Annotated in this window: 28 protein-coding genes and 1 other annotated feature (1 of these 29 cut by a window edge); of the genes, 16 read left to right on the top strand and 12 right to left on the bottom strand. The window is 45.5% G+C overall.

What is annotated here, in order from left to right; translation table 11 throughout:
* Positions 1-12: 12 nt before the first annotated feature.
* Genes MKY87_RS10615 through MKY87_RS10605 form a run of 3 tightly spaced genes read right to left on the bottom strand, consistent with a single transcriptional unit; the run spans position 13 to position 1,866 of the window.
* Positions 13-693 (bottom strand): response regulator transcription factor, encoded by a 681-nt coding sequence (locus MKY87_RS10615; RefSeq protein ID WP_340964369.1) that lies wholly within the window; start codon positions 691-693, stop codon positions 13-15.
* A 57-nt stretch (positions 694-750) separates the two neighbouring features.
* On the bottom strand, positions 751-1,317 hold the full coding sequence (locus tag MKY87_RS10610) for a class I SAM-dependent methyltransferase (RefSeq protein ID WP_340964367.1): 567 nt from the start codon (positions 1,315-1,317) through the stop codon (positions 751-753).
* Positions 1,318-1,362: 45 nt separating this feature from the next.
* Complete coding sequence (locus MKY87_RS10605) at positions 1,363-1,866, bottom strand: DedA family protein (protein ID WP_340964365.1); 504 nt, start codon at positions 1,864-1,866, stop codon at positions 1,363-1,365.
* An 853-nt stretch (positions 1,867-2,719) separates the two neighbouring features.
* Here MKY87_RS10605 and MKY87_RS10600 point away from each other — a divergent pair.
* Both MKY87_RS10600 and MKY87_RS10595 read left to right on the top strand, forming a co-directional pair.
* Positions 2,720-3,307 carry a sigma-70 family RNA polymerase sigma factor gene (locus MKY87_RS10600; protein WP_339788991.1) on the top strand — a complete coding sequence of 196 codons (588 nt, stop codon included), beginning with the start codon at positions 2,720-2,722 and terminating at the stop codon, positions 3,305-3,307.
* Complete coding sequence (locus tag MKY87_RS10595) at positions 3,294-4,043, top strand: DUF3600 domain-containing protein (RefSeq protein WP_340964362.1); 750 nt, start codon at positions 3,294-3,296, stop codon at positions 4,041-4,043. The genes MKY87_RS10600 and MKY87_RS10595 overlap by 14 nt, the downstream gene beginning before the upstream one ends.
* A gap of 73 nt (positions 4,044-4,116) precedes the next feature.
* On the opposite strand, the gene MKY87_RS10590 is transcribed toward MKY87_RS10595, so the two are convergent.
* Positions 4,117-4,992, bottom strand: a complete 876-nt coding sequence (locus tag MKY87_RS10590) for an AraC family transcriptional regulator (RefSeq protein ID WP_340964359.1) — start codon at positions 4,990-4,992, stop codon at positions 4,117-4,119.
* A gap of 111 nt (positions 4,993-5,103) precedes the next feature.
* Between MKY87_RS10590 and MKY87_RS10585 the strand changes: the two genes are divergently transcribed.
* From MKY87_RS10585 to MKY87_RS10575, 3 genes are all read left to right on the top strand, one after another.
* Complete coding sequence (locus MKY87_RS10585) at positions 5,104-6,261, top strand: Gfo/Idh/MocA family protein (RefSeq protein ID WP_340967420.1); 1,158 nt, start codon at positions 5,104-5,106, stop codon at positions 6,259-6,261.
* 159 nt (positions 6,262-6,420) lie between these two features.
* Entirely contained in the window at positions 6,421-6,642 is a 222-nt protein-coding gene (locus MKY87_RS10580; RefSeq protein ID WP_340964356.1) for an AraC family transcriptional regulator, read from the top strand.
* A 3-nt stretch (positions 6,643-6,645) separates the two neighbouring features.
* A complete protein-coding gene (locus tag MKY87_RS10575; RefSeq protein ID WP_340964353.1) occupies positions 6,646-6,861 on the top strand; it encodes a hypothetical protein in 216 nt (71 codons plus the stop codon).
* 129 nt (positions 6,862-6,990) lie between these two features.
* Here MKY87_RS10575 and MKY87_RS10570 read toward each other — a convergent pair whose 3' ends face one another.
* Positions 6,991-7,311, bottom strand: a complete 321-nt coding sequence (locus MKY87_RS10570) for a winged helix-turn-helix transcriptional regulator (RefSeq protein ID WP_036605715.1) — start codon at positions 7,309-7,311, stop codon at positions 6,991-6,993.
* Positions 7,312-7,726: 415 nt separating this feature from the next.
* On the opposite strand from MKY87_RS10570, the gene zwf reads away from it, so the two are divergent.
* The 4 genes from zwf to yunB all read left to right on the top strand — a co-directional run bounded on the left by zwf (position 7,727) and on the right by yunB (position 12,491).
* Entirely contained in the window at positions 7,727-9,181 is a 1,455-nt protein-coding gene (zwf, locus tag MKY87_RS10565) for a glucose-6-phosphate dehydrogenase (protein ID WP_133387427.1), read from the top strand.
* 534 nt (positions 9,182-9,715) lie between these two features.
* Complete coding sequence (gnd, locus tag MKY87_RS10560) at positions 9,716-10,609, top strand: phosphogluconate dehydrogenase (NAD(+)-dependent, decarboxylating) (protein WP_017692367.1); 894 nt, start codon at positions 9,716-9,718, stop codon at positions 10,607-10,609.
* An 86-nt stretch (positions 10,610-10,695) separates the two neighbouring features.
* Positions 10,696-11,340, top strand: a complete 645-nt coding sequence (fsa, locus tag MKY87_RS10555) for a fructose-6-phosphate aldolase (protein ID WP_249912808.1) — start codon at positions 10,696-10,698, stop codon at positions 11,338-11,340.
* 272 nt (positions 11,341-11,612) lie between these two features.
* A complete protein-coding gene (gene yunB / locus MKY87_RS10550) occupies positions 11,613-12,491 on the top strand; it encodes a sporulation protein YunB (protein WP_340964350.1) in 879 nt (292 codons plus the stop codon).
* Positions 12,492-12,583: 92 nt separating this feature from the next.
* On the opposite strand, the gene MKY87_RS10545 is transcribed toward yunB, so the two are convergent.
* Positions 12,584-13,654 carry a M23 family metallopeptidase gene (locus MKY87_RS10545; protein WP_340964348.1) on the bottom strand — a complete coding sequence of 357 codons (1,071 nt, stop codon included), beginning with the start codon at positions 13,652-13,654 and terminating at the stop codon, positions 12,584-12,586.
* A 240-nt stretch (positions 13,655-13,894) separates the two neighbouring features.
* On the opposite strand from MKY87_RS10545, the gene lipA reads away from it, so the two are divergent.
* Both lipA and MKY87_RS10535 read left to right on the top strand, forming a co-directional pair.
* A complete protein-coding gene (gene lipA / locus MKY87_RS10540) occupies positions 13,895-14,794 on the top strand; it encodes a lipoyl synthase (RefSeq protein WP_017692371.1) in 900 nt (299 codons plus the stop codon).
* Between the two features lie 14 nt (positions 14,795-14,808).
* On the top strand, positions 14,809-15,228 hold the full coding sequence (locus MKY87_RS10535; RefSeq protein ID WP_340964346.1) for a YutD family protein: 420 nt from the start codon (positions 14,809-14,811) through the stop codon (positions 15,226-15,228).
* A gap of 28 nt (positions 15,229-15,256) precedes the next feature.
* Here MKY87_RS10535 and MKY87_RS10530 read toward each other — a convergent pair whose 3' ends face one another.
* The gene (locus MKY87_RS10530) at positions 15,257-16,060 is read right to left on the bottom strand and encodes an NAD kinase (RefSeq protein WP_036673293.1); all 804 of its coding nucleotides are present in this window, start codon (positions 16,058-16,060) and stop codon (positions 15,257-15,259) included.
* A 100-nt stretch (positions 16,061-16,160) separates the two neighbouring features.
* Complete coding sequence (gene ylbJ / locus MKY87_RS10525; protein WP_340964344.1) at positions 16,161-17,417, bottom strand: sporulation integral membrane protein YlbJ; 1,257 nt, start codon at positions 17,415-17,417, stop codon at positions 16,161-16,163.
* Between the two features lie 153 nt (positions 17,418-17,570).
* On the opposite strand from ylbJ, the gene MKY87_RS10520 reads away from it, so the two are divergent.
* The 3 genes from MKY87_RS10520 to MKY87_RS10510 all read left to right on the top strand — a co-directional run bounded on the left by MKY87_RS10520 (position 17,571) and on the right by MKY87_RS10510 (position 19,132).
* Entirely contained in the window at positions 17,571-17,735 is a 165-nt protein-coding gene (locus MKY87_RS10520; RefSeq protein ID WP_155984997.1) for a hypothetical protein, read from the top strand.
* Between the two features lie 244 nt (positions 17,736-17,979).
* Positions 17,980-18,357, top strand: coding sequence for a globin domain-containing protein (locus MKY87_RS10515; protein ID WP_036605723.1), 378 nt, complete (start codon positions 17,980-17,982; stop codon positions 18,355-18,357).
* Between the two features lie 43 nt (positions 18,358-18,400).
* Positions 18,401-19,132: a DUF2225 domain-containing protein gene (locus MKY87_RS10510; protein ID WP_338588502.1), complete on the top strand. Its 732-nt coding sequence runs from the start codon at positions 18,401-18,403 to the stop codon at positions 19,130-19,132.
* 12 nt (positions 19,133-19,144) lie between these two features.
* On the opposite strand, the gene MKY87_RS10505 is transcribed toward MKY87_RS10510, so the two are convergent.
* Entirely contained in the window at positions 19,145-19,378 is a 234-nt protein-coding gene (locus tag MKY87_RS10505; RefSeq protein ID WP_017692378.1) for a hypothetical protein, read from the bottom strand.
* Positions 19,375-19,545 carry a YycC family protein gene (locus tag MKY87_RS10500; RefSeq protein WP_338588501.1) on the bottom strand — a complete coding sequence of 57 codons (171 nt, stop codon included), beginning with the start codon at positions 19,543-19,545 and terminating at the stop codon, positions 19,375-19,377. The genes MKY87_RS10505 and MKY87_RS10500 overlap by 4 nt, the downstream gene beginning before the upstream one ends.
* Before the next feature lie 339 nt (positions 19,546-19,884).
* On the opposite strand from MKY87_RS10500, the gene MKY87_RS10495 reads away from it, so the two are divergent.
* Together MKY87_RS10495 and MKY87_RS10490 are read left to right on the top strand one after the other, a co-directional pair.
* Positions 19,885-21,690 (top strand): M3 family oligoendopeptidase, encoded by a 1,806-nt coding sequence (locus MKY87_RS10495; RefSeq protein WP_340964342.1) that lies wholly within the window; start codon positions 19,885-19,887, stop codon positions 21,688-21,690.
* 282 nt (positions 21,691-21,972) lie between these two features.
* Positions 21,973-22,383 carry a hypothetical protein gene (locus MKY87_RS10490; protein ID WP_017692381.1) on the top strand — a complete coding sequence of 137 codons (411 nt, stop codon included), beginning with the start codon at positions 21,973-21,975 and terminating at the stop codon, positions 22,381-22,383.
* An 85-nt stretch (positions 22,384-22,468) separates the two neighbouring features.
* On the opposite strand, the gene MKY87_RS10485 is transcribed toward MKY87_RS10490, so the two are convergent.
* Both MKY87_RS10485 and MKY87_RS10480 read right to left on the bottom strand, forming a co-directional pair.
* Positions 22,469-22,702 (bottom strand): alpha/beta-type small acid-soluble spore protein, encoded by a 234-nt coding sequence (locus MKY87_RS10485; protein ID WP_047841310.1) that lies wholly within the window; start codon positions 22,700-22,702, stop codon positions 22,469-22,471.
* A gap of 205 nt (positions 22,703-22,907) precedes the next feature.
* Positions 22,908-23,882, bottom strand: a complete 975-nt coding sequence (locus tag MKY87_RS10480; protein WP_133387432.1) for an aldose 1-epimerase — start codon at positions 23,880-23,882, stop codon at positions 22,908-22,910.
* 245 nt (positions 23,883-24,127) lie between these two features.
* Positions 24,128-24,313: a binding site (T-box leader), on the top strand; it runs 81 nt beyond the window's last position.

Raw genomic sequence — 24,313 nt, 5'->3', positions numbered from 1 at the left:
TGTGGTAATCGTTTAATCAATTTTATAACCCACTCCCCATACCGTTTTAATATACTGAGGTTCCCGTGGATTCACTTCCAGCTTTTCTCGCAGGTTACGAATATGAACCATCACCGTATTATCGGAATACCCGTAAGGTTCTTTCCATACGGTTTCGTAAATCTTCTCCGAGCTAAATACTTGTCCAGGATGGCTGGCAAGCAACACCAGAATGGAAAACTCCAGTGGTGTAAGCGAAATATCATTTTCTTTGAGCTTCACGGAATGTTTACTTGTATCAATGACAAGGTCCTTGATCAGGATAAGTGAATTGAATTCGGCTTTGCCAATCAGTGTTTGACGTCGTAACTGAGCTTTAACGCGAGCCAGTAACTCTAACGGATTAAACGGTTTGACCATGTAATCATCAGCCCCGGTAGTCAGGCCTGTAATTTTATCGATGTCCTCTTCCTTGGCGGATAACATAATAATCGGAGTGGATGATATTTCTCTTATTTTGAAGCAGGCTTTGATTCCGTCCATGATGGGCATCATGACATCCAGTATTACGAGTTGGACCGATGTTGTTTTGATAATATTTAGCGCTTCCTCACCATTGGTTGCTTCAATGACCTGATATCCTTCGTTACGTAAATAGACATGAATGACATCACGGATATCGGGTTCATCATCAACCACGAGAACGGTATTCACAATTCAACACTCCTTAAAAATTAGTATAATATCAGTGTAAACGATAGCCTAAGATGTTTAAATTGTTTCCTTTTTGCGACAGACATAAACGAACGCAGGTGGGATATTCAAAGGCACTAATTCTATTTTTTCGATGATAAAGTGCTCCGATAATGTTTTTTTCATTTGAAGTGAATATTGAAAGGCGATGAATAACCCTCCAGGTTTGAGTGCCTTATAGATCTGGTCTACCAACGTATTTCTTAATTCAGGCTCAAAGTTGAAGAAGGGCAATCCGCTAAAAATGTAATCCAGTTGCTGAACGCCCTCTTGATTCATGGATTCTACCAATCGAGCGGCGTCTGGATAACAGGAGAACTCCGGGTATGCCGTCTTAAGAGTATTCCTCATCGTTTCGTTCATCTCAAACAACAACACCTTCGTTGAACCCTGCACCTCTTGTTGAATATAACGAGTGACAGCACCTGTACCCGATCCGAGCTCGGCGACTGCTTTGGCCTCTAGCCAAGAGGCTTGCTTCACCATTTTAATGGCGAGAAACCGGGAACTGGGTATGATGCTACCGACATGTTTAGGGCTTTGAAGAAAGCTTTTCAGGAATAAAACAGGTTCATTGGAATTCATGATTGTGGTTCCTCCGTATATGTGATGGTCTGTTATCAAAACCAGTTAGAAATGTAATAATTGGAGCGTAGAAAGAATGGGACCGCCGAAGTAGATTCCCGCTGTAAAATACGTTATGGTCCATAACAAAGCACTGGAATAGGAGATGAGAGCAAATATTCTATACTGCACGCCGCTTAGCCCAATGACCAAAGGGAGAACATATCGCACGATTGGAATGAACAAACCGATGCACATCGCCCAATTGCCACTCTTATTAAGAATCAGTTCAGCTTTGACAAAGTGTTTATGATGTTGAAATCTGTGTTTTATCTTGGTTCCAAATAACTTCCCTGCAAAATAAGCAAAGGTAATGGCCGTTAATAGTCCTGATAAAATACAGAAGTATGTGATCCATGAATTGATAACTCCTGTGTGACTCAGAATGGCACCGCTGATAATCGTGATCTCATTTGGAATTGGAATCCCGAAAGGCCCCAATGAGAAGGCAAAATAAAAAATCAGATATCCATACTGATGAAGTAGCTCTAAGATCGTATTACTGATCATTGTTTGGCCTCCTCTCTTGTTGATATAGCAATCTTAATGAAAAAAACTAAGGAATTAATGAGCATAAATCTGAAGAAAATCTAAAGAATACATTAGCAAAGCCACACAACTGCGTTCAAGAGAAAAAGCCTTGCCAACGTACTGGCAAGACTTGAACAGGTGGATATACTCAGGAGCGGTGATCAAGTGATATGAATTTCTGAATATCAAGTAAAGTTAGTCTCGAAAAGGAACGGTATAAGCGGGCCCGAGTTGATTACCTATATCTTTATCTGCAAGGAAGAGGATGAGCATCAAAGAAGAGCCGAGACGTCATAATGACGACTCAGCTCTTTTTTATGTCCCAGGGGATCAGACTTCTTTGAAATCAGTTTAATGTAGGAAGTAGAACCATCTGAATTTGGTACCAGCAACAAAAAACAAAACAATCCATCCCCATAGAAACAGTAAACGTAAAGGTCGTGGAATCAGTAAATATTCCGAGTACAATTTGCTGAAAAGTTTCATTACAGTAGTGACCACCCCTGCTAAGTTACTCCCTTATATCCGCTTTCGAAAGAAAAAGAGACGACCAAGATCCCAATAAGTCTGTATACCGTGGCGTAGGCCTCGAGGTTGCTTCTGGCGATTACCGATCCGATGATCGAAATAAGATAATAGCAAAAGACCAAAGGTGATCTTATAACTCAGATGCAGAACCTCCAATTATATCAAAATTAGGTATATTATATCATGATAAACACAAGAGGACCTTTTTGTATCAGATTCAGCCATACCTACTCATTCAATAAATAAATCGAACGAAATAATGCTGTCATGCCAATATATAGTGTAAGGAGGAGGGGGATGGATAATGAGTGAGCATGATGAGTACATAGAACTTGTAACGTTAATACGGGCTGGGCGTGAAGAAGCATATGGAGAATTATATGAGAAAACAGTGACGGGGGTATATCAAACTGTGCGATTTCTCATCAAGGACAAGTCTGACGCGGAGGATGTAGTACAGGAGATTTACATTCAGGCGTATCGATCATTAGCGCGATATGATGCGGAGCGTGCTTTTCGTCCCTGGTTAATGGGTGTGACGATGCGGCAGGTCCAGAGTTATCGACGCAAAAGATTGATGCAGTTTCGGTTTGGCAAGCGGATCGAAAAATCTGACGTGGGACTAGAATATGATTTTTCCACTGATCTGGTCAACAAACTGGCGAATCGGCCTCTGCTGGAACTGGTCCGCCGTTTGCCGTACAAGCTGCAGCAGGTGGTCACCCTTCATTATTTAAATGAATACACGCAAGAGGAGATTGCTGACATATTAGAGATTCCGCTTGGAACCGTAAAATCGCGTATACATGCGGCGCTGGCGAAGTTGAGATTGAAAGAGAAGATGAATCCGAGATTGCGGGGAAAGGTGGAGGATCTGCATGAAACTCGATGAACAGTTGCGAACAGCCTACCAGGAAGAAACCAAAGACTGGTCCATCTCTGCGAGTATTAAACACAAAATGATGGATAGTATTCGAAATGATTCACACATCAGGAGAAATCGAAAAAAATGGCTGGTCACTGGGCTATTGGCTGTTGTACTAATTGTTCCCACCGGAGCCTACGCAGGGTACACCTATCTCGCAGACGGAATATATGGTTCACAGGAGAATATTAAAGCTATGGGGGGAACAGCTGAGGATTATATGAGGTTGGAAGCAAAGTTGCAGACGGCCAAGGCCCATTTCAGCGAAGAAGAATTTGTTCAATATATGGACCTGTTGAAGCAAATGGGACAAATGGCCATGAAGCATGCCGATTCTCAAGGCAATATGCATCCAGAGCAGTGGAGTACAGTGGAGCAGGAACGATATAACCTTCTTGCAGCTGAGCTGGAACCGTTTTTCGAGAAGCTGGAAGCTGTGAGTGTAGGGTCCTCCAAAAAACGGATGGACGAGGAGCAATTTTGGACGGAACAGTTGGAACAGGCAGAGAAGACATTTACCAAGGAACAATATCGTGAGTTCAAGTCTGTCTATGAACAAATGAAGAAATACAAAGTTATGGTGATGGACAAGGATGGAAGTATTCATGAGGAACGTTTGTCGGCGGAGCAGAAGGATGATTTAAACCAGCTAGAGAGACGCCTAATCCCCTATTTGAAACGGTTAGAGCTCAATTTGCGTTAATTCGGGTGAACTGTGAAAGTGGAGAAGAAGCGGAGAAGTGAATTTTTTCGCTTCGTTCTTGTTGTTGTGACTGTTACTTCCTCCCCTGCACCTTCAGCCGATATTGATGCGGTGTAGAGCCTGTGGTAGTACGGAATACTTTGCAAAAGTAGGAGGGGCTGGTCATACCAACACGGTGACCGATTTCGGGAACGGTGAGCGAGGAACGGGTGAGCAACACACAGGCATGACGAATGCGGGTGGCTTGAGCATAAGCAACAATTGTGGTGCCAGTCGCTTTTTTGAATACATGAGATAGATGATAGGGGGATAGATGAAGTGTATCTGCGATATGCTCCAAACGAAAAGGCTCTTGGTAGTGCTGTTCAATCCACTGCATGGTGGCTTCGGCATGAGGGTGAAGTACATTTGGACTGGACGCAAGTACATCTTGGGAACGGCTTTGCTGCCCGTCTTGCCACAGATAGCGAAGTTGTGCGAGCAGATCCAATACAAAGAGGCGTGTATCCTCCTCTACTTCGTGGGGAAGCAGACCTGGATACGTATCTGCATATTGTTCCATTCGTTGAACGAGTGGGGAAATGGCCGTAAGTCGGATGGGCTGAATGGGGGATTGCTCTCCCACCAGATCCTGTATGAAGTGGTGTGTAACTCTAAATTGCGACCAATGTGTCTTCAGTAGATCAAGCTCAACCATGAGTACATTTCGAATGAAAGGCTGCTGTCTGGATACTTGAATCTGGACGTGGTGCAATTGGAAAGGTCGAAAAACCATGAGCATACCGGGTTCAAGGGAGAAAACCTGACCTTCGGTTATCAACTGCCCATATCCTTCGTGGATATAGGTTATCTCCATCTGGGAATGAGCATGGAACACTTCGCGAAACGTAGTGTTGGATGTACGACGACAGGCCAGTTTAAATTGTTCTCCCAGGATGATGGACATCATGAATGCCTCCCTTATCATGCGCAAGATAGTTATATTTTAGCACAAGATGAACGCATAAAAGCGCTTTATTATTGTGTATTGTGAAGGGAATAAGGGAGGTATGCAACGATGATGTTAAAAGTAGCGATTATCGGAGCAGGTGCAATTAGTGGAGCACATATCTCAGCATATTTTGCATTCCCTGAGCGATGTCAGATTGTTGCTGTGGTCGATATCTACGTGGAAAAAGCACAGAAGCGAATTAATGAATATGGTCTGGAAGGTGCACAAGCTGTCACGGATTACACAGAGTTACTTGCCCAAAACATTGATCTGGTATCAGTCTGTACGCCGCCGTATACACATGCTTCAATTGCGTGTGATTTCATGCAAGCAGGTGCGCATGTGTTGGTCGAAAAACCGATGGCCTCTTCTCTGGAGGAAGCGGATCTGATGTTGAGAGCAGCGCAAGCAACTGGCAAGTTGTTATCCGTAGTAGCACAGAATCGGTTTACGACACCGATGATGAAGCTAAAAGGTGTGCTGGACAGTAAACGGATGGGCCCCATCGTACATGTGCAGGTTGATTCGTTCTGGTGGCGGGGCCACAATTATTATGATCTGTGGTGGCGCGGGACATGGGAAAAAGAAGGCGGAGGTTGTACCCTTAATCATGCGGTTCATCATATTGATGCCATGCTCTGGATGATGGGACCTCCAGTGGAATTACAGGCCATGATGGCGAATACCGCACATGATAATGCAGAAGTTGAGGATATATCCATGGCGATGCTTCGCTTCCAGGAAGGGGCGCTTGGCATGATTACCAGTTCCGTTGTACATCACGGAGAGGAGCAGCAGTTAATTTTTCAGGGGAAAAAAGCCCGGGTATCTGCACCTTGGAAAGTGGTTGCTTCTACCGCGCGAAATAACGGATTTCCGGAACCGAATCGAGAGTTGGAACACCAGATTCAGAAGTTCGCTGACGAATTACCGGATGTTACTTATGTCGGTCACGCTGGGCAAGTTGAGAATGTGTTAAACGCTATTGAGACAGGATCACCCCTTCTGGTGGACGGAGAAAGTGGTCGAAATACGCTTGAACTGATTGTGGGTATCTATAAGTCGGCAAGCACAGGAGAAAAGGTTATTTTTCCAATAGGGGCGGAAGACGCGTTTTACACAAGAGAAGGAATTATGCAACATGCCGTACACTTTTATGAAAAGAAAACGACGGTGGAGAACTTCGAGGATTCGAGTATTACACTCGGGAGGAAGTTGGATTCGTAGTATTTTACATGAAAAAGATGCCCCTCATATGAGTGAGAATGGGCATCTTTTTGTACTAGGTCGATTACACCTACATCACCATAAAAAATTAATACACTCGGTTTTTCCATCCATGTAACTTCGCAATTGCTTCCAGATAATAATCTCCATAATCAGGGATTGGATCAACAGAAAGAGGGTGCAAATGTAGCGCTTTCACGGTTAGCGGATTCACGTCATCTGAAACACTTGGAGAAGATGATGCAATGGGTTGAAGAGCATTTCAAATATGAGATCAGATTGGACCAGATAGCGGCAGATGTTCATCTGTCCAAATCATATGCTTCCCGCATTTTTCATCAAGAGACAGGTAGCAGCATTACGGAATATGTCACAGCTTAATGGTTGCAGCAAGCCTATGTTCTCCTTGATACAACACCACTTTCGGTGGAGGAGATTGGCAGACGTGCCGGATTTACAAACGGATCGTATTTCATCCAGTTATTTCGCAAATCTGCGGGGACGAACCTACGACAACATGGGCAACAATTTGACCAGAGTAGTGAGCATTCATTTGGTTTGCAAAAAGTAGCGTTATTACGTCTCTATATATACAATTAGTATTCACCGTTTGAAGTAAATAAATCCCGGATGCGGATTGCACTAGCCATTTGCTAAATGCGTTACTCCTCCTCCGGGATTGCACGTGTTACCTTCAAGCTAAACAAATCATAATGATTCCTCAAAATGTTACAGCCACTTATCAGCCCAACGTTCCACGGCGCTTAAAGCTCTCCCTAGTTCCGTGCCTTTTCGTGACAACATATATTCAGTTCGAACTGGACGTTCCGTGACCACATGGCGAACCACAAGTCCTTCTTCCTCCAATTCCTTCATTCGCTCATTTAACACACGTTTGCTCAAGTCAGGGATATAAGCGTGAATCTCACTGAAGCGTTTGGGCTCCTCCATCAACGCATGGATAATGAGGGCTACCCATTTTCGGCCAATGATCTGATAAGATTGTTCCACTTTTGTGCATATTTGCTTGGCATTCTCATCATCGCTCATGATTGTACTCCTTTGATTTAGTATTGCTTGTAATATCATTAGTATACTTATTGTAACCTACTTGTCCACAGGCCATATGTGTAAAATGTCACATACCAATTGTTCTTAATGTTACCACATAAAGCGTTATCATCAAATAAAAACCCTATAAACACTGGAGTTCACAGGTTCGACACGATTGTTGACGAATTGTGACGACAGGTGTAATATGGGTAACGTTAATTCAAATGGTTACAATTTATAACCTAAACACAGGTTGTGGAGAGAAGGAATGTTCCATGGTTGAATTCAGGTGTGTTATATAAACGGAGGCAAGGCGGGGACCATACCCACTTATTCCGTCTTTTGTCATGCTTGGATTTGAACATTTTGCAACATCATATACTATACTGCACAGATCACAGGAGGCACTCCAATGGATGCAATGACATTTGTCCTGTTCGGGGCAACAGGCGATTTAGCCAAACGCAAGATTTACCCTGCATTATATAATTTGTACATGGATCAGAAAATGCCGAAATCTTTCTCCGTTATCGGATTGGGACGACGTGAATTGTCGGATATGGACTTCCAGGCCAATGTTGAAAAGTCACTGCACGAATTCTCACGTCAGACGCCAGAAGAAGCATCTCAGGTTCGTGATTTCATTGGAGCTTTCCGTTATTGTTCTTTAAATAATACGAAGCTTGAAGATTACACCAAACTGTTGGAGTTGGTTCAACAGCGTGAACAAGAGCTTAACATTCCCGAAAACCGCATGTTCTACATGTCGGTGGCACCGGAATTCTTTGAGCCAATCGCATTAAACATTCAAGAAAGTGGCCTGGGTAACACCAAAGGCTGGAAGAAACTGATTATTGAAAAACCATTCGGACACGATCTGCAATCGGCTCGTGATCTGAACGAAAAACTGAGCAATACCTTTGCGGAAGAAGAGATCTATCGCATTGACCATTTCCTCGGTAAACCGATGGTTCAAAATATTGAGACGCTCACCTATGCAAATCCGGTAATTCAGGCGTTGTGGTCTAACCGTTATATTGCCAATGTACAAATCACGGCAAGTGAGACGGTGGGTGTTGAAGAACGTGCCGCGTATTACGACCAAAGCGGTGCCCTTCGTGACATGTTCCAGAACCATATGCTTCAGTTGCTGATGATGATTGGTTTGCATTTGCCAAAACGTTGCACACCGGAAGAAATTCAATTCAAAAAACAAAAAATTGCTGAAGCACTTCGTCCGTTGACAAAAGAAAATATCGCATCTGAAGTTGTTCGTGCGCAATATGCAGCAGGTGAGCTGCAAGGTTCTTCGGTTGTTGGATATCTGGACGAGCCTGGCATCCCTGCCGGATCTCAGAACGAGACCTATGTTGCCGCAAGACTGTGGATTGATGATCCATTCTGGAGTGAGGTTCCATTTTACATCCGTACAGGTAAACGCCTGGCTGAGAAATCCACCAGAATCGTTGTTGAATTCAAGTCTCCGCTCAAAACGGGGCATGAATCCGAGAATACAACGGAACCTAACCTGCTTACGATTGAAATTGGTCCGGGAGAAAGTATTTCCCTTCAATTAAATGCGAAGAATCCATTGAACCATGGTGAAGTGGAACCCATGCATATGACCTTCAACTCAGGTAAACGTAACATTCCTGAAGCCTACGAGAACTTGATCTTTGATGCGATGCGTGGCGATTCCACCTTCTTCGCTCACTGGAACGAAGTGGAGCTGGCATGGCAATGGGTGCAACCGATTCAGGAAGCATTTGAAGCAGGCAGCGTGCCACTGGATACGTACAGCGCTGGTTCGCATGGACCAGAGTCAGCAGATCGCCTGACAGCAGCAGACGGCTACCGTTGGTGGTAAGTGAAACGAAAGAGTGGGCATAAAAGAACAAAACAGTAAAAACAACAGTACAATCCGTTCTGCTCACCCATGAATATTTTGCACAATCCAATTGCGTCTTCAAAGTTAGCAGGATATAGAACGAGATGTTTTATTACCTTAGAGCTTGTACTCAGAAGCGAGTTGGATCGAAGGTGTAAATTGTTGATATAACACAGTATCTATCACGAATATACCGTTCCAATTTTGCATAAGCCCTTCCGGTTATGTGGCCGGAAGGCCGTGAAAATTTTTGAATATAGATTAGCGGACGCACTGAATTTTTTGCCTAAGTAGCGACGTAGTGTAGGGGACGGAGTCGATTCTGTAGAAGCAAAGCGTTCGCCTTTGTATCCAAATTTCATCAATTTAAAGGTTGATGAAAAGAAATTTGGATACAACAGCGATCGAAAGAACGAGCCGTAACCGGAACGGTTGCTGCGAAACGGGAATGTAGTCTGGCGCTCTGCAACAAAAGTGAAATTTAAACATTGTTCATAACAGGAGGATTTTGAAATGAAACTAGGACTTGTCGGATTAGGAAAAATGGGATTGAACCTGGGTAGAAACCTGATTGATCACAAACACGAAGTGGTTGCTTTTGACCTGAACGCTGAAGCAGTAAATGAAATGAAAGAATACGGCGCTGAAGGCGTATCTTCATACGCAGAGATGGTGGCTTCGCTCGAATCCCCACGTGTATTGTGGATCATGGTCCCTCACAACGTGGTAGATGCTGTGCTGGCTGAAGTGAGTCCATTGTTGTCCAAAGGCGACATCATTATTGAAGCGGGTAACTCCCACTACAAAGAATCCATCCGCCGTTACGAAGAGATGAAACCTAAAGGCATTCACTACATGGATGCAGGTACATCTGGCGGTATGGAAGGTGCACGTAATGGAGCATGTTATATGATCGGTGGAGACCCGGAAGCTTGGGCCATCGTTGAACCGGCATTCAAAGATACTTCCGTGGAGAATGGCTACCTGTATGCTGGTAAAGCGGGCAGTGGTCACTTCCTCAAAATGGTTCACAATGGTATCGAGTACGGTATGATGGCATCCATCGGTGAAGGTTTTGACGTATTGGAGAAAAGTGGATTTGATTTCGACTTCGAACAAGTAGCACGTGTATGGAACAACGGTTCCGTTATCCGCTCTTGGTTGATGGAACTGACAGAACGTGCTTTCTCCAAAGATGCAAACCTCGATGAAATTAAAGGCGTAATGCACTCTTCCGGTGAAGGACGCTGGACAGTAGAAACGGCATTTGACCTTCAAACCGCTACTCCGGTTATCGCGTTGTCCTTGCTGATGCGTTATCGTTCCCTGGAAACAGATACATTCACAGGTAAAGTGGTAGCAGCATTGCGTAATGAATTTGGCGGTCACGCTGTAGAGAAAAATTAATTTTATATATAACTGTTAACATATGATGAGAATCGGGTAATGACTTATATCGTGTTTACGAATTCATCAAGTGGAGGTAACATATCATGAAATTTTTCTTAGATACAGGGAATGTGGAAGAAATCAAACGGATCGAACGTCTGGGTCTGGTGGATGGAGTCACGACTAACCCGTCTTTGATTGCCAAAGAAGGTCGCGTATTTAAAGAAGTCATTCAGGAGATCTGTGGCGTTGTTAAAGGCCCGGTCAGTGCTGAAGTCATCGGTCTCAAAGCCGAGGATATGTTGAAGGAAGCTTATGAAATTGCAGAATGGGCACCGAATGTAGTCATTAAATTGCCGATGACCGAAGATGGGCTATATGCTTGTCATGAGTTGACGCAAAAAGGGATTAAAACCAATGTTACGCTGATTTTCTCCGCAGCACAGGGCCTGATGGCGGCGAAAGCCGGTGCAACCTTCATCAGTCCATTCGTTGGTCGCTTGGATGATATTGCGGTGGATGGTATGAAATTGATTCGTGATCTGCGTCTTATTCTGGACATGTATGATCTGCCTTCCGAGATTATCGCAGCAAGCATTCGCAATATCAAACATGTAGAGGATGCAGCCCTTTCCGGTGCGCATATTGCCACCATTCCGGGTTCGCTTCTGCCAACACTTTGGAAACACCCACTGACGGACAGCGGAATTGAACGTTTCCTGAAAGACTGGGAATCTGTTCCGAAATAAAAGGATAGACATGGCCTGAATCTTTGGTTGGTCTGAACGTAAAACCTTTCGCCTTGCAGAGTAATCTGCGGGTGAAAGGTTTTTTTATCTCTGTTTATGTAGTTTCCGATTTCCTGTTAGTTTAGCCAATGAGGAGTACGAGGAGTACTTGTCCCTTTAATGTTGTTGTTACTTTCTATCCAGTGTCCACGTACTGTCCTTCTTTTTCGGGACAACGGTGCATAAGGTTAACATATAGCCTATAGCTCATCCCGTAGGGGAGGGACACTTCGATGATGAGAAGAAAATGGCGAAGCCGGAGACGCCGTAAGCCGCCAAGCGGCAAACGCAAAATGTGGTTAATCATTTTATTGGTCACCGCGTTTTGTTTGATGCAGGGCTTTGCTTATGTAGATAAGAAAATGAAGCCCCCCATCATGCACTTGGCCAAGATCAGAGTGAAGCAGATTGCGACCGAAGCGATCAACAAGGCAATTACAGCACAGGTTGCAGATGGCAAAACCAACGAAGGACTGATTGATTGGAAGACGGATACCGCCGGAAAAGTGTCCGGTTTCATGCTGAACTACAATGAGCATATGCGAATCACCGCAAGTACGATGAATATCGTGCAATCCACGCTGCAGAATGTACACATGTTAAAAGAAAAAATCCCGCTGGGGCAGGCGCTCGGCAGTCCGGTGCTGGCTTCATTTGGCCCGAGTATACCGGTTCGTATAGAGCCCCAGGGCGCTGTCAAAGTGGACCTGAACACCCGTCAGCAGAATGCGGGTATTAACATGATTTTGGTGGAAGTGTACATTCACATCATTGCTGAGGTCGCGGTCGTGGTGCCATTTGACATGGAGCCCGAAACGGTCGATACGGAGATCCCGATTTCCTACCTGCTGGTTGTCGGGGATGTGCCAATGTATTATTACGATAATCAGGGCAAGCCAGTGGGCAGTAACGGCAGTAATGCCCCAGCTATTGCGCTGCCATCAGGTCATACGGGTGTATCAAGCGATAATGGAGTAACTACGAATCCCCCTAGCCAGAACCAGCAACAGACGCCGTCAAACCCTTTGCAAGGGAATGAACTTGAAATTGAGCCGGATGATCTGCCTGATATGAATGGGGGGTTGCAACCTAATAAGGATACCCAGCCATGATACACACAAATTTGAATTGCAAAGCAAAGCGAAAAAGGGGCCTCTATTAAAGAGGTCCCTTTTTCGCTTTGCTGATCATGCATTTACTCGTCTCACTTGCTTTTCTTGTTCTTTTGTTTGCGTTCATCCTGTTCCCAATGTTTCAGCAGTGGATAAGGATCGAACGACCATTCGTGCAGTCCGCTGTCCCGGTAGATCCCATAGTGCAGATGTGGAGGGAATTTGCCCTGCGTGCCCGGTTTACCGTAACCCGAACTGCCAACCCAACCCACAACCTGACCGGGGATCACAACTTCACCAATGCGTGCGCTCTTGTCAAAACCCGAGAGGTGGGCGTAATAGTGATAATGGTTGTTCAAATCCCGAATTCCGATGCGCCAGCCGCCAAACGGGTTCCAGCCTTTGATTTCCACGACCCCGTAACAGGTACTGCGCACAGGCAGGCCATGCGGAGCGAAGATATCCGTTCCCTCATGAATGCGATAACCGCCCCAGCTTCGTTTCGTCCCCCAGGTACTGCGATAGGAGTAGTTGGTTCCGAGCGGGACCGGAAAGGCATGTCCGAATAGATCCAGATTGTCAAAATGCTCATATAACTTCGCGAATTGCTGTATCCGTTGCACAGCACGGGAGTTGTGATAATATTCCCACAAGGCAATGTTGAAGTCCTCTTGCTTGTTTCCGTAACCTTGAATAACCGAAGCCATGCTGTACAGCACATCCTGATCATTGTTGGCATTCGCTATACCGTCTCCTGAACCATCACGTCCATATCCTTTGAAAAAAAGAATGGATTCCGGATGTTGATCCGTCTCATCGGGATTTAGCCATCCTCTCCAGGCCGGAGGGGTCATGAAGATACCCGTAAGCCGCTCCGGATGCTTGCGATCCTTCGGGTGTGCACGGGTAATCGTTCGTTCATACTGATCAATGGCGGCAAGCCTGTACCAGGGAATCTGGGTCATCTGACCGATGGTTTCATATAAATGGCGACGTGCAGCGAAAATGTCTGCGGGTTTTAACTCGGTAGCCTGTGGTTTGGGAGCGGCCTGGGCGGGTTCACTGTAAACTTCAACAGGCAAGAATGGGAGAAGCAGAGTACCTGCAAGTAATGTTTTGATCCAAAAGCGGTACGTTTGCCTGAAGGTCAAGCGTTGTTGCACTGGGAAGCAGCCCCTTTCCATTAGAATGATACAAGGTACCCGATGAACCAAGCTAAAGGTTAGCGTTCTTCAAAAGTTCTCATTTTATCCATGTAAGCTCTTGGGGGGAATCGAATTATACAAATTGTCCATATCGGGCAGGAATGCACAAGATGTGACAAATGGGGGTTTTTCCAGCGCTTTCATGGTATAATATGTTCCGAGCAACAGCCTAACTTCAGTAGAAAGAAGGTTTATGCATTGGCTAAACGTGTTAAAGAACCGAAGCCGGATTGGATTCGGATCAAATTGACAACCGGCGATAACTATCAGGAAATGAAAACGATGATGCGTTCCAAAACGCTGCATACGGTATGTGAGGAAGCACGGTGTCCGAATATTTATGAATGCTGGGCCAATCGAACGGCCACTTTTATGATTTTGGGCGACATTTGCACAAGGGCATGCCGTTTTTGCGCGGTGAATACAGGCTTGCCAACGGAGCTTGATTTGCAGGAACCAGAACGTGTGGCGGAAGCAGCAGAGCAGATGAATCTGCAACACTGCGTAATTACTAGTGTAGCCCGTGATGACCTGAAGGATGGGGGAGCTACGATTTTTGCAGAGACGGTAAAGGCCGTACGGCGGCGGTTGCCATTGTGCAGCGTTGAAGTACTCATTCCAGACTTTCTGGGCGATCGGGAATCTTTGCAGATTGTAATGGATGCCAAACCGGACATTCTGAATCACAATATTGAAACGGTTGAGCGGTTGTCAGACAAAGTGCGTGCCAAGGCGAAATATAAACGTTCACTGGAATTGCTTGCTCGTGCCAAAGAAATGCAACCTAACATCCCTACGAAATCAAGCATTATGCTTGGTGTAGGTGAGGAATATAATGAAATTTTATCAACAATGGATGATCTTCGTGCGGTGAACTGTGATATTATGACGATTGGTCAATATTTGCAGCCATCGGAGAAACATCTGTATGTTGAAAAGTATTATCCGCCAGAGGAGTTCGCTGCATTGAAACAGGAAGGATTGAAACGTGGGTTCAGCCACGTCGAGTCCGGCCCAATGGTTCGCAGCTCCTACCATGCGCATGAACAGGTGAAATCGGCTACCAAACATGCTGAACAGGCGGCAACACACGCGTGATGGAGGATACCGGATTGGAAGAAGAAAAAATCACAGAACAGATTCAGGACCAACTTCAGGAGAAGATCCAGGAGCCGGTTCAGGAATCGGTTGTTGAATCAGTTGAGGAAAAGCCTAAAGAACCGGTCATTGTACAGATCGGCGGCAAAAATTATGAAATCGTCCAGAACCACAAAGAGGGCTGGAATCCAGAGGTCTTCCGTGATCGTTACAGTGAAGTGCTGGAGCGTTATGATTATATTATCGGAGACTGGGGTTATAGCCAGTTGAGGTTAAAAGGTTTCTACCGTGATAACCATCCAAAAGCGACGAAGGATTCCACAATCGCCAGTATGGTGGATTATATCAATGAATATTGTAATTTTGGCTGTGCGTACTTTGTGCTTCAGAAAAGCAAGGATCAGCCTCAAGCCAAAGCAAAAAGCGGTTCCTGAGAAGGACCGCTTTTTTGGTGTGTTTATTTTAGTCAAGAAATGCCGTGCGAACCCGGTTCCAGAATGGATAAGGGCGGAAACGCGCGAAACTGACCTTGTGACTGGATACCTGACAACGGACGGAGATCAGATCCTCCACCATCACGTTCACATGATCAATCGTCATCAATAACCGCTGATCCTTGCGGGAGAAAATATCACAATGATGATGCTTGGGCAAAATAACCGGTGAACCAAGTGTCCGATAGACCCGGTTATTAATCGATGCAATCTCCGCAATCTGAATCGCCTCGATGGTTGGATGAACCATGGCACCGCCGAGGGCTTTGTTGTATGCCGTGCTGCCTGATGGCGTGGATACACAGATGCCATCGCCACGGAACATTTCAAATGTCACATCGTTAATATCGACCTGCGCCACAACGGTACCGTCTACACCTTTTAACGTAAATTCATTAAGGGCGATGTAAGAGGAATTCCCCGACTTTTTCCGAATCTCAAGCTCCAATAGCGGGTATTGTACAATGCGTGGTTTGAGACGCTCCGGATCTCCTTTGCCACTCATCAGCCTGACTAACTCGCGTAATTCTTCTTTCTTCCAATCGGCGTAAAAGCCGAGATGGCCTGTATGAACCCCAACAAAAGCAATATCCGGAATGCGGTCGATGAAATTGTGAAATGCCTGTAGCATCGTACCATCGCCCCCGATGGAGATAACAATCTCCGGCGATTCTGCATCCAGCTTGAACCCTTCTTCCTTCGCCAGCGCATGAAACTGCTGACTGAGATCAATCGATAACTGGTCTCCGCGGTCTTGAACATAGTATCTCAAGATGAAAGCTCCTTTGTGGTCATTATACTACCGATGATAATCAATTCCGCGGAAGAACACAACGTTTGGGCGCATATTCAGTTAAATATAGATGAATCGTTCACTTATTTTTGGCATGTCGTCTAGGCTTGAGAATGGAACTTAATATCGCAAGGAATAACAACAATACGATGAGGCTTACAAAAACAATCATTCCGGATAAGAAAATCAGTCCCCAGTCCGGTGAATACGCAGATAACGATGGGATGGAACCGGGCTCCATGAGAACGGGTGAAGAGGAACGCCCCATCATGGGTGTCCACAACATCAGGACCAGCACAGGTGCGATGAGCGCATGAATTGCTCTGGCAAATAGAAATGGACCGTATCTCATGGGTGTGTTGCTCAGAATACTCATAATCTGTGCATGGACGGATAATCCACCCCAGGAGAGAACAAAGGCTGCTGCTGCGACTTTATAGACGAGAGGGATGGATGCACCGGCACTTCCGGCCTCTTTGTTCCCCAGCGTTACTTCAAATAACCCCCCGACCAAGCTAGGAGATAAGGATGGAGGAAGCCCGCTATGTCGAAGCAATTGCTCGGTTATCCCGTATAATCCACCAAGCCAACCGGTCTGTACAAGCAACTCCATCATGACCGAGAAGAATACAACCAGCCCTCCTACGATAATAATAAGGCGAAGGGATGAGGAGACTGCCTGGCGCAGCAGTTCACCGAATGCCCGTCCGTCAGCCTTTCTTGCCTCATGCATTGCATAGATGGCCCGGACCAGTCTGTTTCTATGTATTTCCCTCGGTGGAGATGCAGAAGAGATGTCTGGCTGTGAGCCTTTTGCTGTACCCCCGTGAAAACGCATGAGCATACCCACCAGAAAAGCTGCAGCGTAATGGCTCGCAACCAATACTGGAGCGATGGCGACATTATGGAAGAAGCCAACCGATACCGCTCCAATCATGAAGATCGGATCGGATGATGTCGTGAAGGCAACGAGCCGTTCTCCTTCTTCCCGGGTAACCAGCTTTTGTTCCCATAACTGAGCGGTCAGTTTCGCCCCTGTTGGATAACCGGATGCACAGCTCACGGCAAATACAAAACCACCGCTTCCGGGAACACGAAACAATGGACGCATCAGTGGATTAAGCAAGGTACCTAGAAAATGAACAATGCCAAAGCCGAGCAGCAGCTCGGACAGCACCAAAAAAGGAAAAAGGGAGGGAAACAATACGTCCCACCAGATGGACAGTCCGCGTACACCTGCATGCCAGGTTTCCGCTGGATACAAGACCATTAACAAACAAAGGATCAGGAGAGCGAGTGTGACCAGGACATGGGTGAGTCGTTGTGAAGCAGCCATGAATTCTTCTCCTTTATTTTTGGAATGGTCGGTGTGCGGAAGTCTGTGATGCCTATTGCCATCAATATATGAAAAAAAGTGGACAAACAGTACAAAATTATACGTAGAAAGCGCTTGCAAAAGTGGCTGTGTTTTTGAGTGATGTATGCTAAAATGAGAAAAACGCCTGAACGTCACCTAATTGTCTCCAAGGTGGAATTCAATTCGGATGGAGTGATGATCATGAGTCTTGTCACCGGAATCCTGGTCTGTGCTTTTGTATATGTGATACGTGCCTCGCTGGTACGCTCTGAGGAAGAGGACTGGCGGAGTTATTAATGGAATATCTAGTGCGCCAACCTATGCGGTTGGCGCTTTTTTTTATTATTTTTTGAAGAAGGTCCTATATACAGATGACCTGGTTACATGTCCTGATGATTTCATGTTATATAGGACTTTTTGGTTTTTTTTGATAGAATGGAGATAAAGGCTTTAGGGGCCTTGATATTGTTACTGTTTTCACAATGTTCACGGAACGTGTAATATATGGCAAAATTCGACATCAGAAAGGGGAATCAGACGCATGAATCCCAGTTTGAGTATTTATGACAATCTTGGCGGTGAGAAAGGTGTTCGCGCACTGGTCGAGGCTTTCTATCCAATCGTTCAGCAGAATGAGCAACTGGCTCCGCTTTTCCCGGAAGATATTCAGCCGGTCATCGACAAGCAGTATATGTTTTTGTCTCAATTTTTTGGAGGACCAGGGCTGTTTTCCGAGGCATTTGGACATCCGATGATGCGTGCCCGTCATATGCATTTTGAAGTGACGGTTGAACGGGCCGAGGCTTGGCTTGCATGTATGGATCAAGCCTTAACACAGATTGGTGTGGAGGAGCCCTTGCATTCGTTTATCCTGCAGCGTTTATCCGGGCCAGCACATCATTTTGTGAATACACCGTAGTTCCGAATATGATTATAAGCGTACGGGAGAGGGATGGAAGAGATTGGAATTAGAGCCGCTATATAAGGTGAAGGTGACCTGTCATTATTGCGAAACCGAGTATGAAACCTCACGGGTAAGACCGAGTTTGAAAAGGCCCTACCGGACGGATTCGGATTTTTGTGCGTACTACAAGCTGGAGAATCCAGATTTTTATGTGGTTCGCATCTGTCCGCAGTGCGGGTTTGCCTCGACGGAGAACGCAACGGAGCATTTGAATGATGCTCAGCGCAAGGCTTTTAAGGAACAGGTCGGTAATCGCTGGGTAAAACGTGATTATAGCGGAGCACGAACACTGGAACAGGCGCTGGCTACGTACAAGCTTGCCTTGCTGTGCGCACAGGTTATTCAGGAGAAAGATCGTGTCGTCGCTGGTCTGTTGCATCATATAGCTTGGTTGTATCGTTATATGGAGGACCATGCACAGGAACATCGTTTTCTTGAATTTAGCCTTGAAGCCTATGTGAAGGTGTTCGAACGTGAAGGAACGGGTGGCAATGAAGCCAAACTGTTGTATTTGCTCGGGGAATTGAACCGCAGGGTAGGACGGTTTAATGAAGCAGTGCAATGGTTCAGCAAGGTCATTCATGACAAGCGGATCACAGATGCGGCCATGATTCGTGCTTCAAGGGAACAGTGGGCTGTGCTGCGTGAGCAGATGATTTCAAGTAAGTTGGAACTCCCTGAAGAGATGCTGGAAACAGACAAAGAGGCTGCGAAGCGCAGCCCCCTCTAGGTTGATCTTACATTAGTTACGGACAGGACGGCTGGATAACAAATAGTCACTGTCGTTGTCGATCACGGTCATGCTTGTATTACAGCAGGGAAAGACCAGTAATTTCTTTTTGCCTTCGCGAATGAGCACAAGCTCTTTGGGTTTGAGGGGGAGCAGCACGTTGCTTGCATGACAGTAGGGACATTGCTGTACATAGATGTCTCCCATCACAATATCGTAAGGCCAGCTGTTCTCAAACGGAATCATTCTTGTTCGCCTTCTGATGCGGAAGGTTTGGAGGCTTCTTGTTTGGCGAGTTCCGCAATCTTCTGCATCAGGATATGTTGGGGCATGTGCATCAGGTGCTCCAAAGGTACGCCCAGGGATTCTGCTAATTTGACGGCTGTATCAGCCGATACTTGTAAAGGTTTCATACGTTTACCTCCTGAAAGTTACTATGAATACATGTTCAAAAAGTCTGGTTTTCAGTACAGAGAAGATGGAATGAAGCTAGAAATGGAGTAGCGGAGCGTAGGCAAACTACGTGAGCAACTACATTGTTTCCAAAGGAAACAACCTTCGTAAGCATCCGCTTATTTCGGCTGAATTTCATATTCGATGCTGATGATGCCGTTAGGCATGATTCGTAATCAAAAGTGGACTTTTTGAACAACCTCTGTAGCTATTTCTCTAGTATAGAGATATGGCACGCATAAAACCAGTTTTTAATTCAATCCTAACCATCCAATTTATAGAGAGAGGTGCCTTATTAAATGAAAACGCCATTACACCCCGTATGGGATCTGGAGTCCATTTTTAGTGGAGGTTCTTCCTCCGAGACATTCGCTGCGTATCTGATTGAACTGGAAGAGGATGTACGTAAACTGCAACTTCTTCTAAACGAAACACTTGCACCGACTTCATTGGAAGAGACGGCAGCATTTGATCCCATTTTGGAACTGCTGCAAAGCTGTTATATCCGCATATCGGAAGGCTCTGCGTTTGTATCCTGCCTATCATCACAAAACCAGAAGGACAAAAAGGCAACGCAGCTTCAGGGCGCCATCAGTTCTATTGCAGCGATGCTGAACGGTAGCAAGTCAAAGTTCGATAATACACTCAGTCAGACATCGGATTCGGTGTGGGACGCGTGGATTGCTCGGGAAGATATTCAGCCGCTGGCATTTGTACTGAACGAGAGTCGCACGCTGGCACGTGAGAAGCTGTCGCCGGAACTTGAAGGCCTTGCACTGGATCTGGGTGTGGATGGTTATCATGGTTGGGGCAAATTCTATAACACGATTGTCAGCAAGGTGAACATTCCATTTGAACAAAATGGGGAAACAGTGATGCTGTCGGCAGGACAGGCTGCCAACAAGCTGAGCGATAGTGATCGGAGTGTACGCGAGACGGTATTTGCAAACTGGGAACAGGCTTGGACTGATGTCGAAGATTTCTGTGCAGACACGCTGAACCACCTCGCGGGATTCCGTCTGAAGTTATATGAGAAACGTGGCTGGGATGATATCCTCAAAGAACCTCTAGCCATCAACCGGATGTCACGTCAGACACTGGATACGATGTGGGATGTAATTAATGGTGCCAAACCTGCGCTTGTTCAATATCTGGAGCGCAAGGCAGAACTGCTGGGGGTAGACAAGCTCAGCTGGAGCGACGTAGATGCACCTGTAGGTAAATCGAGTGGCAAAATCACTTACGATGAGGCAGCCATCAATATTGTTGAACAGTTTGCCAAGTTCAGCCCTAAACTTTCCTCGTTTGCAGAGATGGCGTTTGAGAAACGCTGGATTGAAGCTGAAGACCGTCCAGGCAAGCGTCCAGGCGGATTCTGTACGTCTTTGCCACTTAGCAAAGCAACCCGAATTTTTATGACCTTCTCCGGGACACCATCTAATGTGTCGACTCTTGCGCATGAACTTGGTCATGGATATCATCAACACATTATGGAAGAGCTGCCTGCATTGAATCAACGTTATGCGATGAATGTGGCTGAGACAGCGTCCACGTTTGCTGAATTGATTGTAGCAGATGCCCTGGTTCAGGCGGCAACAGATGAGCAAGAGAAGCTGGCTTTGCTGGAAGACAAGATACAGCGAAGTGTAGCTTTCTTTATGAATATCCATGCCCGGTTCCTGTTTGAGAATCGTTTCTATGAACAACGCAAAAAAGGCCTGGTTAACGCGGATGAGCTATCCAAATTAATGGTGGAAGCACAGCAGGAAGCGTTCTGTGGTGTACTTGCATCAGATCATCCTCATTTCTGGGCATCCAAACTGCATTTCTATCTGACAGGTGTGCCATTCTATAACTTCCCGTACACGTTTGGGTACATGTTCAGTGCGGGAATCTATGCGAGAGCACAGCAAGAAGGAACAGCATTTGCAGATAAATACGATGATTTGTTGCGGGATACAGGGCGTATGACAGTCGAAGAACTTGCTCAGAAACATCTGGGTACGGACCTGACACAACCGGAATTCTGGCAAAATGCTGCAGACTTGGTTATTGCCGATATTGAGCAGTTTCTGCAGATGACAGCAACCGAAAAAAAAGGTTGAATATAATAGGTTGATAATATGAAAGAGGCTGCAATCCCCTGTTAACAGACACGGGATTGCAGCCTCTTTTTGTACAGAATCCTCATTTTTGATTCTCGAAGATTTTGTCGTAATTAAGTGAAAAAGCTCAGTTTAAGGGAGTGGAATGGCAATTAATTGTGCAAATAATAGTTAGAAATACCCAACTTTGCCGTTGTTTGTTGAATGAGCACATATGATGTCATATAATGAGTCGTAAGTCCTTAATGTATAGGACTATAAGCATATAAGGAGAGTGTTAATATGAAAATTGATGAGCTTTCATTAGCGAGACAGTTGGATCTGGTATTCAAAGAACTTGATAATGAGTTATCAGGGTTAGATTCAGGGGTGGTTTTTGTGCAAATACGAAACAACGTAATTGGGAAATTCGGTATTCGACATAATCCGATAGCTGGACGAGATGGGCAGATGGATGTGGAGGAAGGGGGGCTAAACGAAACCCAGAGAACTTCTTTCCGTGCGATGGCACTGGAGACGTTGAAATTTAAACGCAATTGGACACATGGCGAAATATCGTACGACTTCACAGTAAGACAAGGTATGATTTTGGTAGATGCAACGATGGAGTCTAATTACAATATGGCAAGCTTGATGATTCGTTACCCTAGAACCAATACATACAAGGATTCAGATATGGAGTCGACCTCATAATTAGTTAAACAAGAGAAAGCGGCACTTCCGAAGAAGGCCGCTTTTGCTTTTGGATTCTGCTTAGGCTCAAGCAATAATTACGAGCTTACGAACGACCCGATAATTGCTGCTCAGCGATTTGTACCAGACGTTTAGTGATGTATCCACCCAGAGAACCTGTCTCACGGGAAGTATAGTTACCGTAGTAACCATCTTGTGGAATAGTTACACCCAGCTCTTGAGCAGCTTCAATTTTCAATTGTTGCAATGCTGCTGTTGCTTGGGGAACGACCAGGTTGTTGGAGCGGCTACCGCTACCTTGGTTTTGACTTCCGTACATATGTGTCACCTCCTTATGGGTTGGTGATGTTAGTATGGTTAGAGAATACGGAAATATACATGATATGGCGTAAGGGAAAATATGGATAACTATCAGTGCACAGGACACATAAAAAAGCCGACCCAATGCGGGTCGGCAAGTTGTATTTGGATATCAAAATAAAGGTTGATATGCGTAAAAGCAAAATAGAGCATGATCAGCTCGCTTAATCTGTAGGAGGTATAACCTCAATACGTGTGAATAACTCAACAGGCTGTTCCGGTTCCAAGCGAATCAACCCGGTTTGTTCATCCGATAAAGCCAAATTAGGTGCATCCGGGAGCCAAGTGTACGGTTCAATGCACAAAAACTGATCGGATTCACCTTTGGTAAAGAGAACCCAATGTTTGAAAAATGCTTCATCTGCTGAATATTTCAATGTATATCCATCTTGCCTGCGTAAGTAAGCCGTAGCCGGTTCACCTTCGGTAGCTTTTAATAGGGTATCCCAGTTACGTCCCTGCAAATTGATGCCTTCGTTCAGAGCAGACCATTCACCCAGGGACTCCAGTTCACCTGTCGGTAGTTGTTCTTCATTCTGTCCGTATATTCCGGAAACAGGCAATTGCAGTGTCCAGTCGGCAGGTTTGCCGTCTAACAAAAACCATGTATGATATCCCATCCCAAAAGGAGCAGGCGTTGAGCTCAGATTGGTGACTCGCAGACGCTGGCTAAATACAGCGTTTTGCAGACTGAACGTCATCTCAAGTTTCAGGGGAATCGGGAATTGAGCCATCCAATGCTCTTCATTTTCGGTTAGTAATTCGGTCGTTATTGCACAACCGTCTTCATCTTCCTCAATGTCACTGACACACCAGGATTGGGTACGATGGAGGCCGTGAATATGGTTGTCATTCGCCGTGTTCTGATCGAACTGGTAACCGACACCTTCATATTCGAATTGTCCCCGATGAATGCGCCCTGGTGGAATCAGGAGAGGAACGCCAAAATGGTACGGCTTCTGCAGATAAAAGGCAAGATCGTCTTCATCCGGACGGCGGACGACATCTCTGTCCTGCACTAAATCGCGAATAGAAATAATATTATTCCCAAGACGCGGCAGCAGGGTGATTTCCAATTCACGGCTATGTAGGATATACGTGTCGTAACCATTCCATTGGCCTTTGGTCACTTGTTTCATATCGATGCTCCTTTTCCCACTTGAAATCTGTCTGCAAGCAGTTGTGATGACTGTACTGCTGCAGGCGTGTCATTGTGTACATGCCAGCTATTTCCTGCGCTGCTTCGTGTGAACCAGTCATCAGGATAAGCAATTCCATCATAACAGATTTCAGTGTCTCGGGTAAAAAAGTTCAACTCATTTTGACATTCGCGCCTGTGCGCATTAAGATGGAACTCTGAAAGCATTTATTAGAATTGAATGACATGAAATCGATGACAGGGATAAGTAGGCCAAGAGAATCCTCTTCAGAAAGCCGGTGGTTGATGTGAACCGGTGTGAGCTCTTTATCGAATGGACCCTTGAGTGTAGGTTTGAACAGGTTAAGCCAGAAATGGGCTTGCCCCACTAGAGTCTGCCGTATAATCCACGTTACGGAACAATGAAGGCAT

The organism is Paenibacillus sp. FSL R7-0198 (assembly GCF_038000415.1).
Lineage (GTDB): Bacteria > Bacillota > Bacilli > Paenibacillales > Paenibacillaceae > Paenibacillus.
Note: the sequence above shows the minus strand (reverse complement) of the source record. Positions and strands in the feature narration are given on the sequence as shown.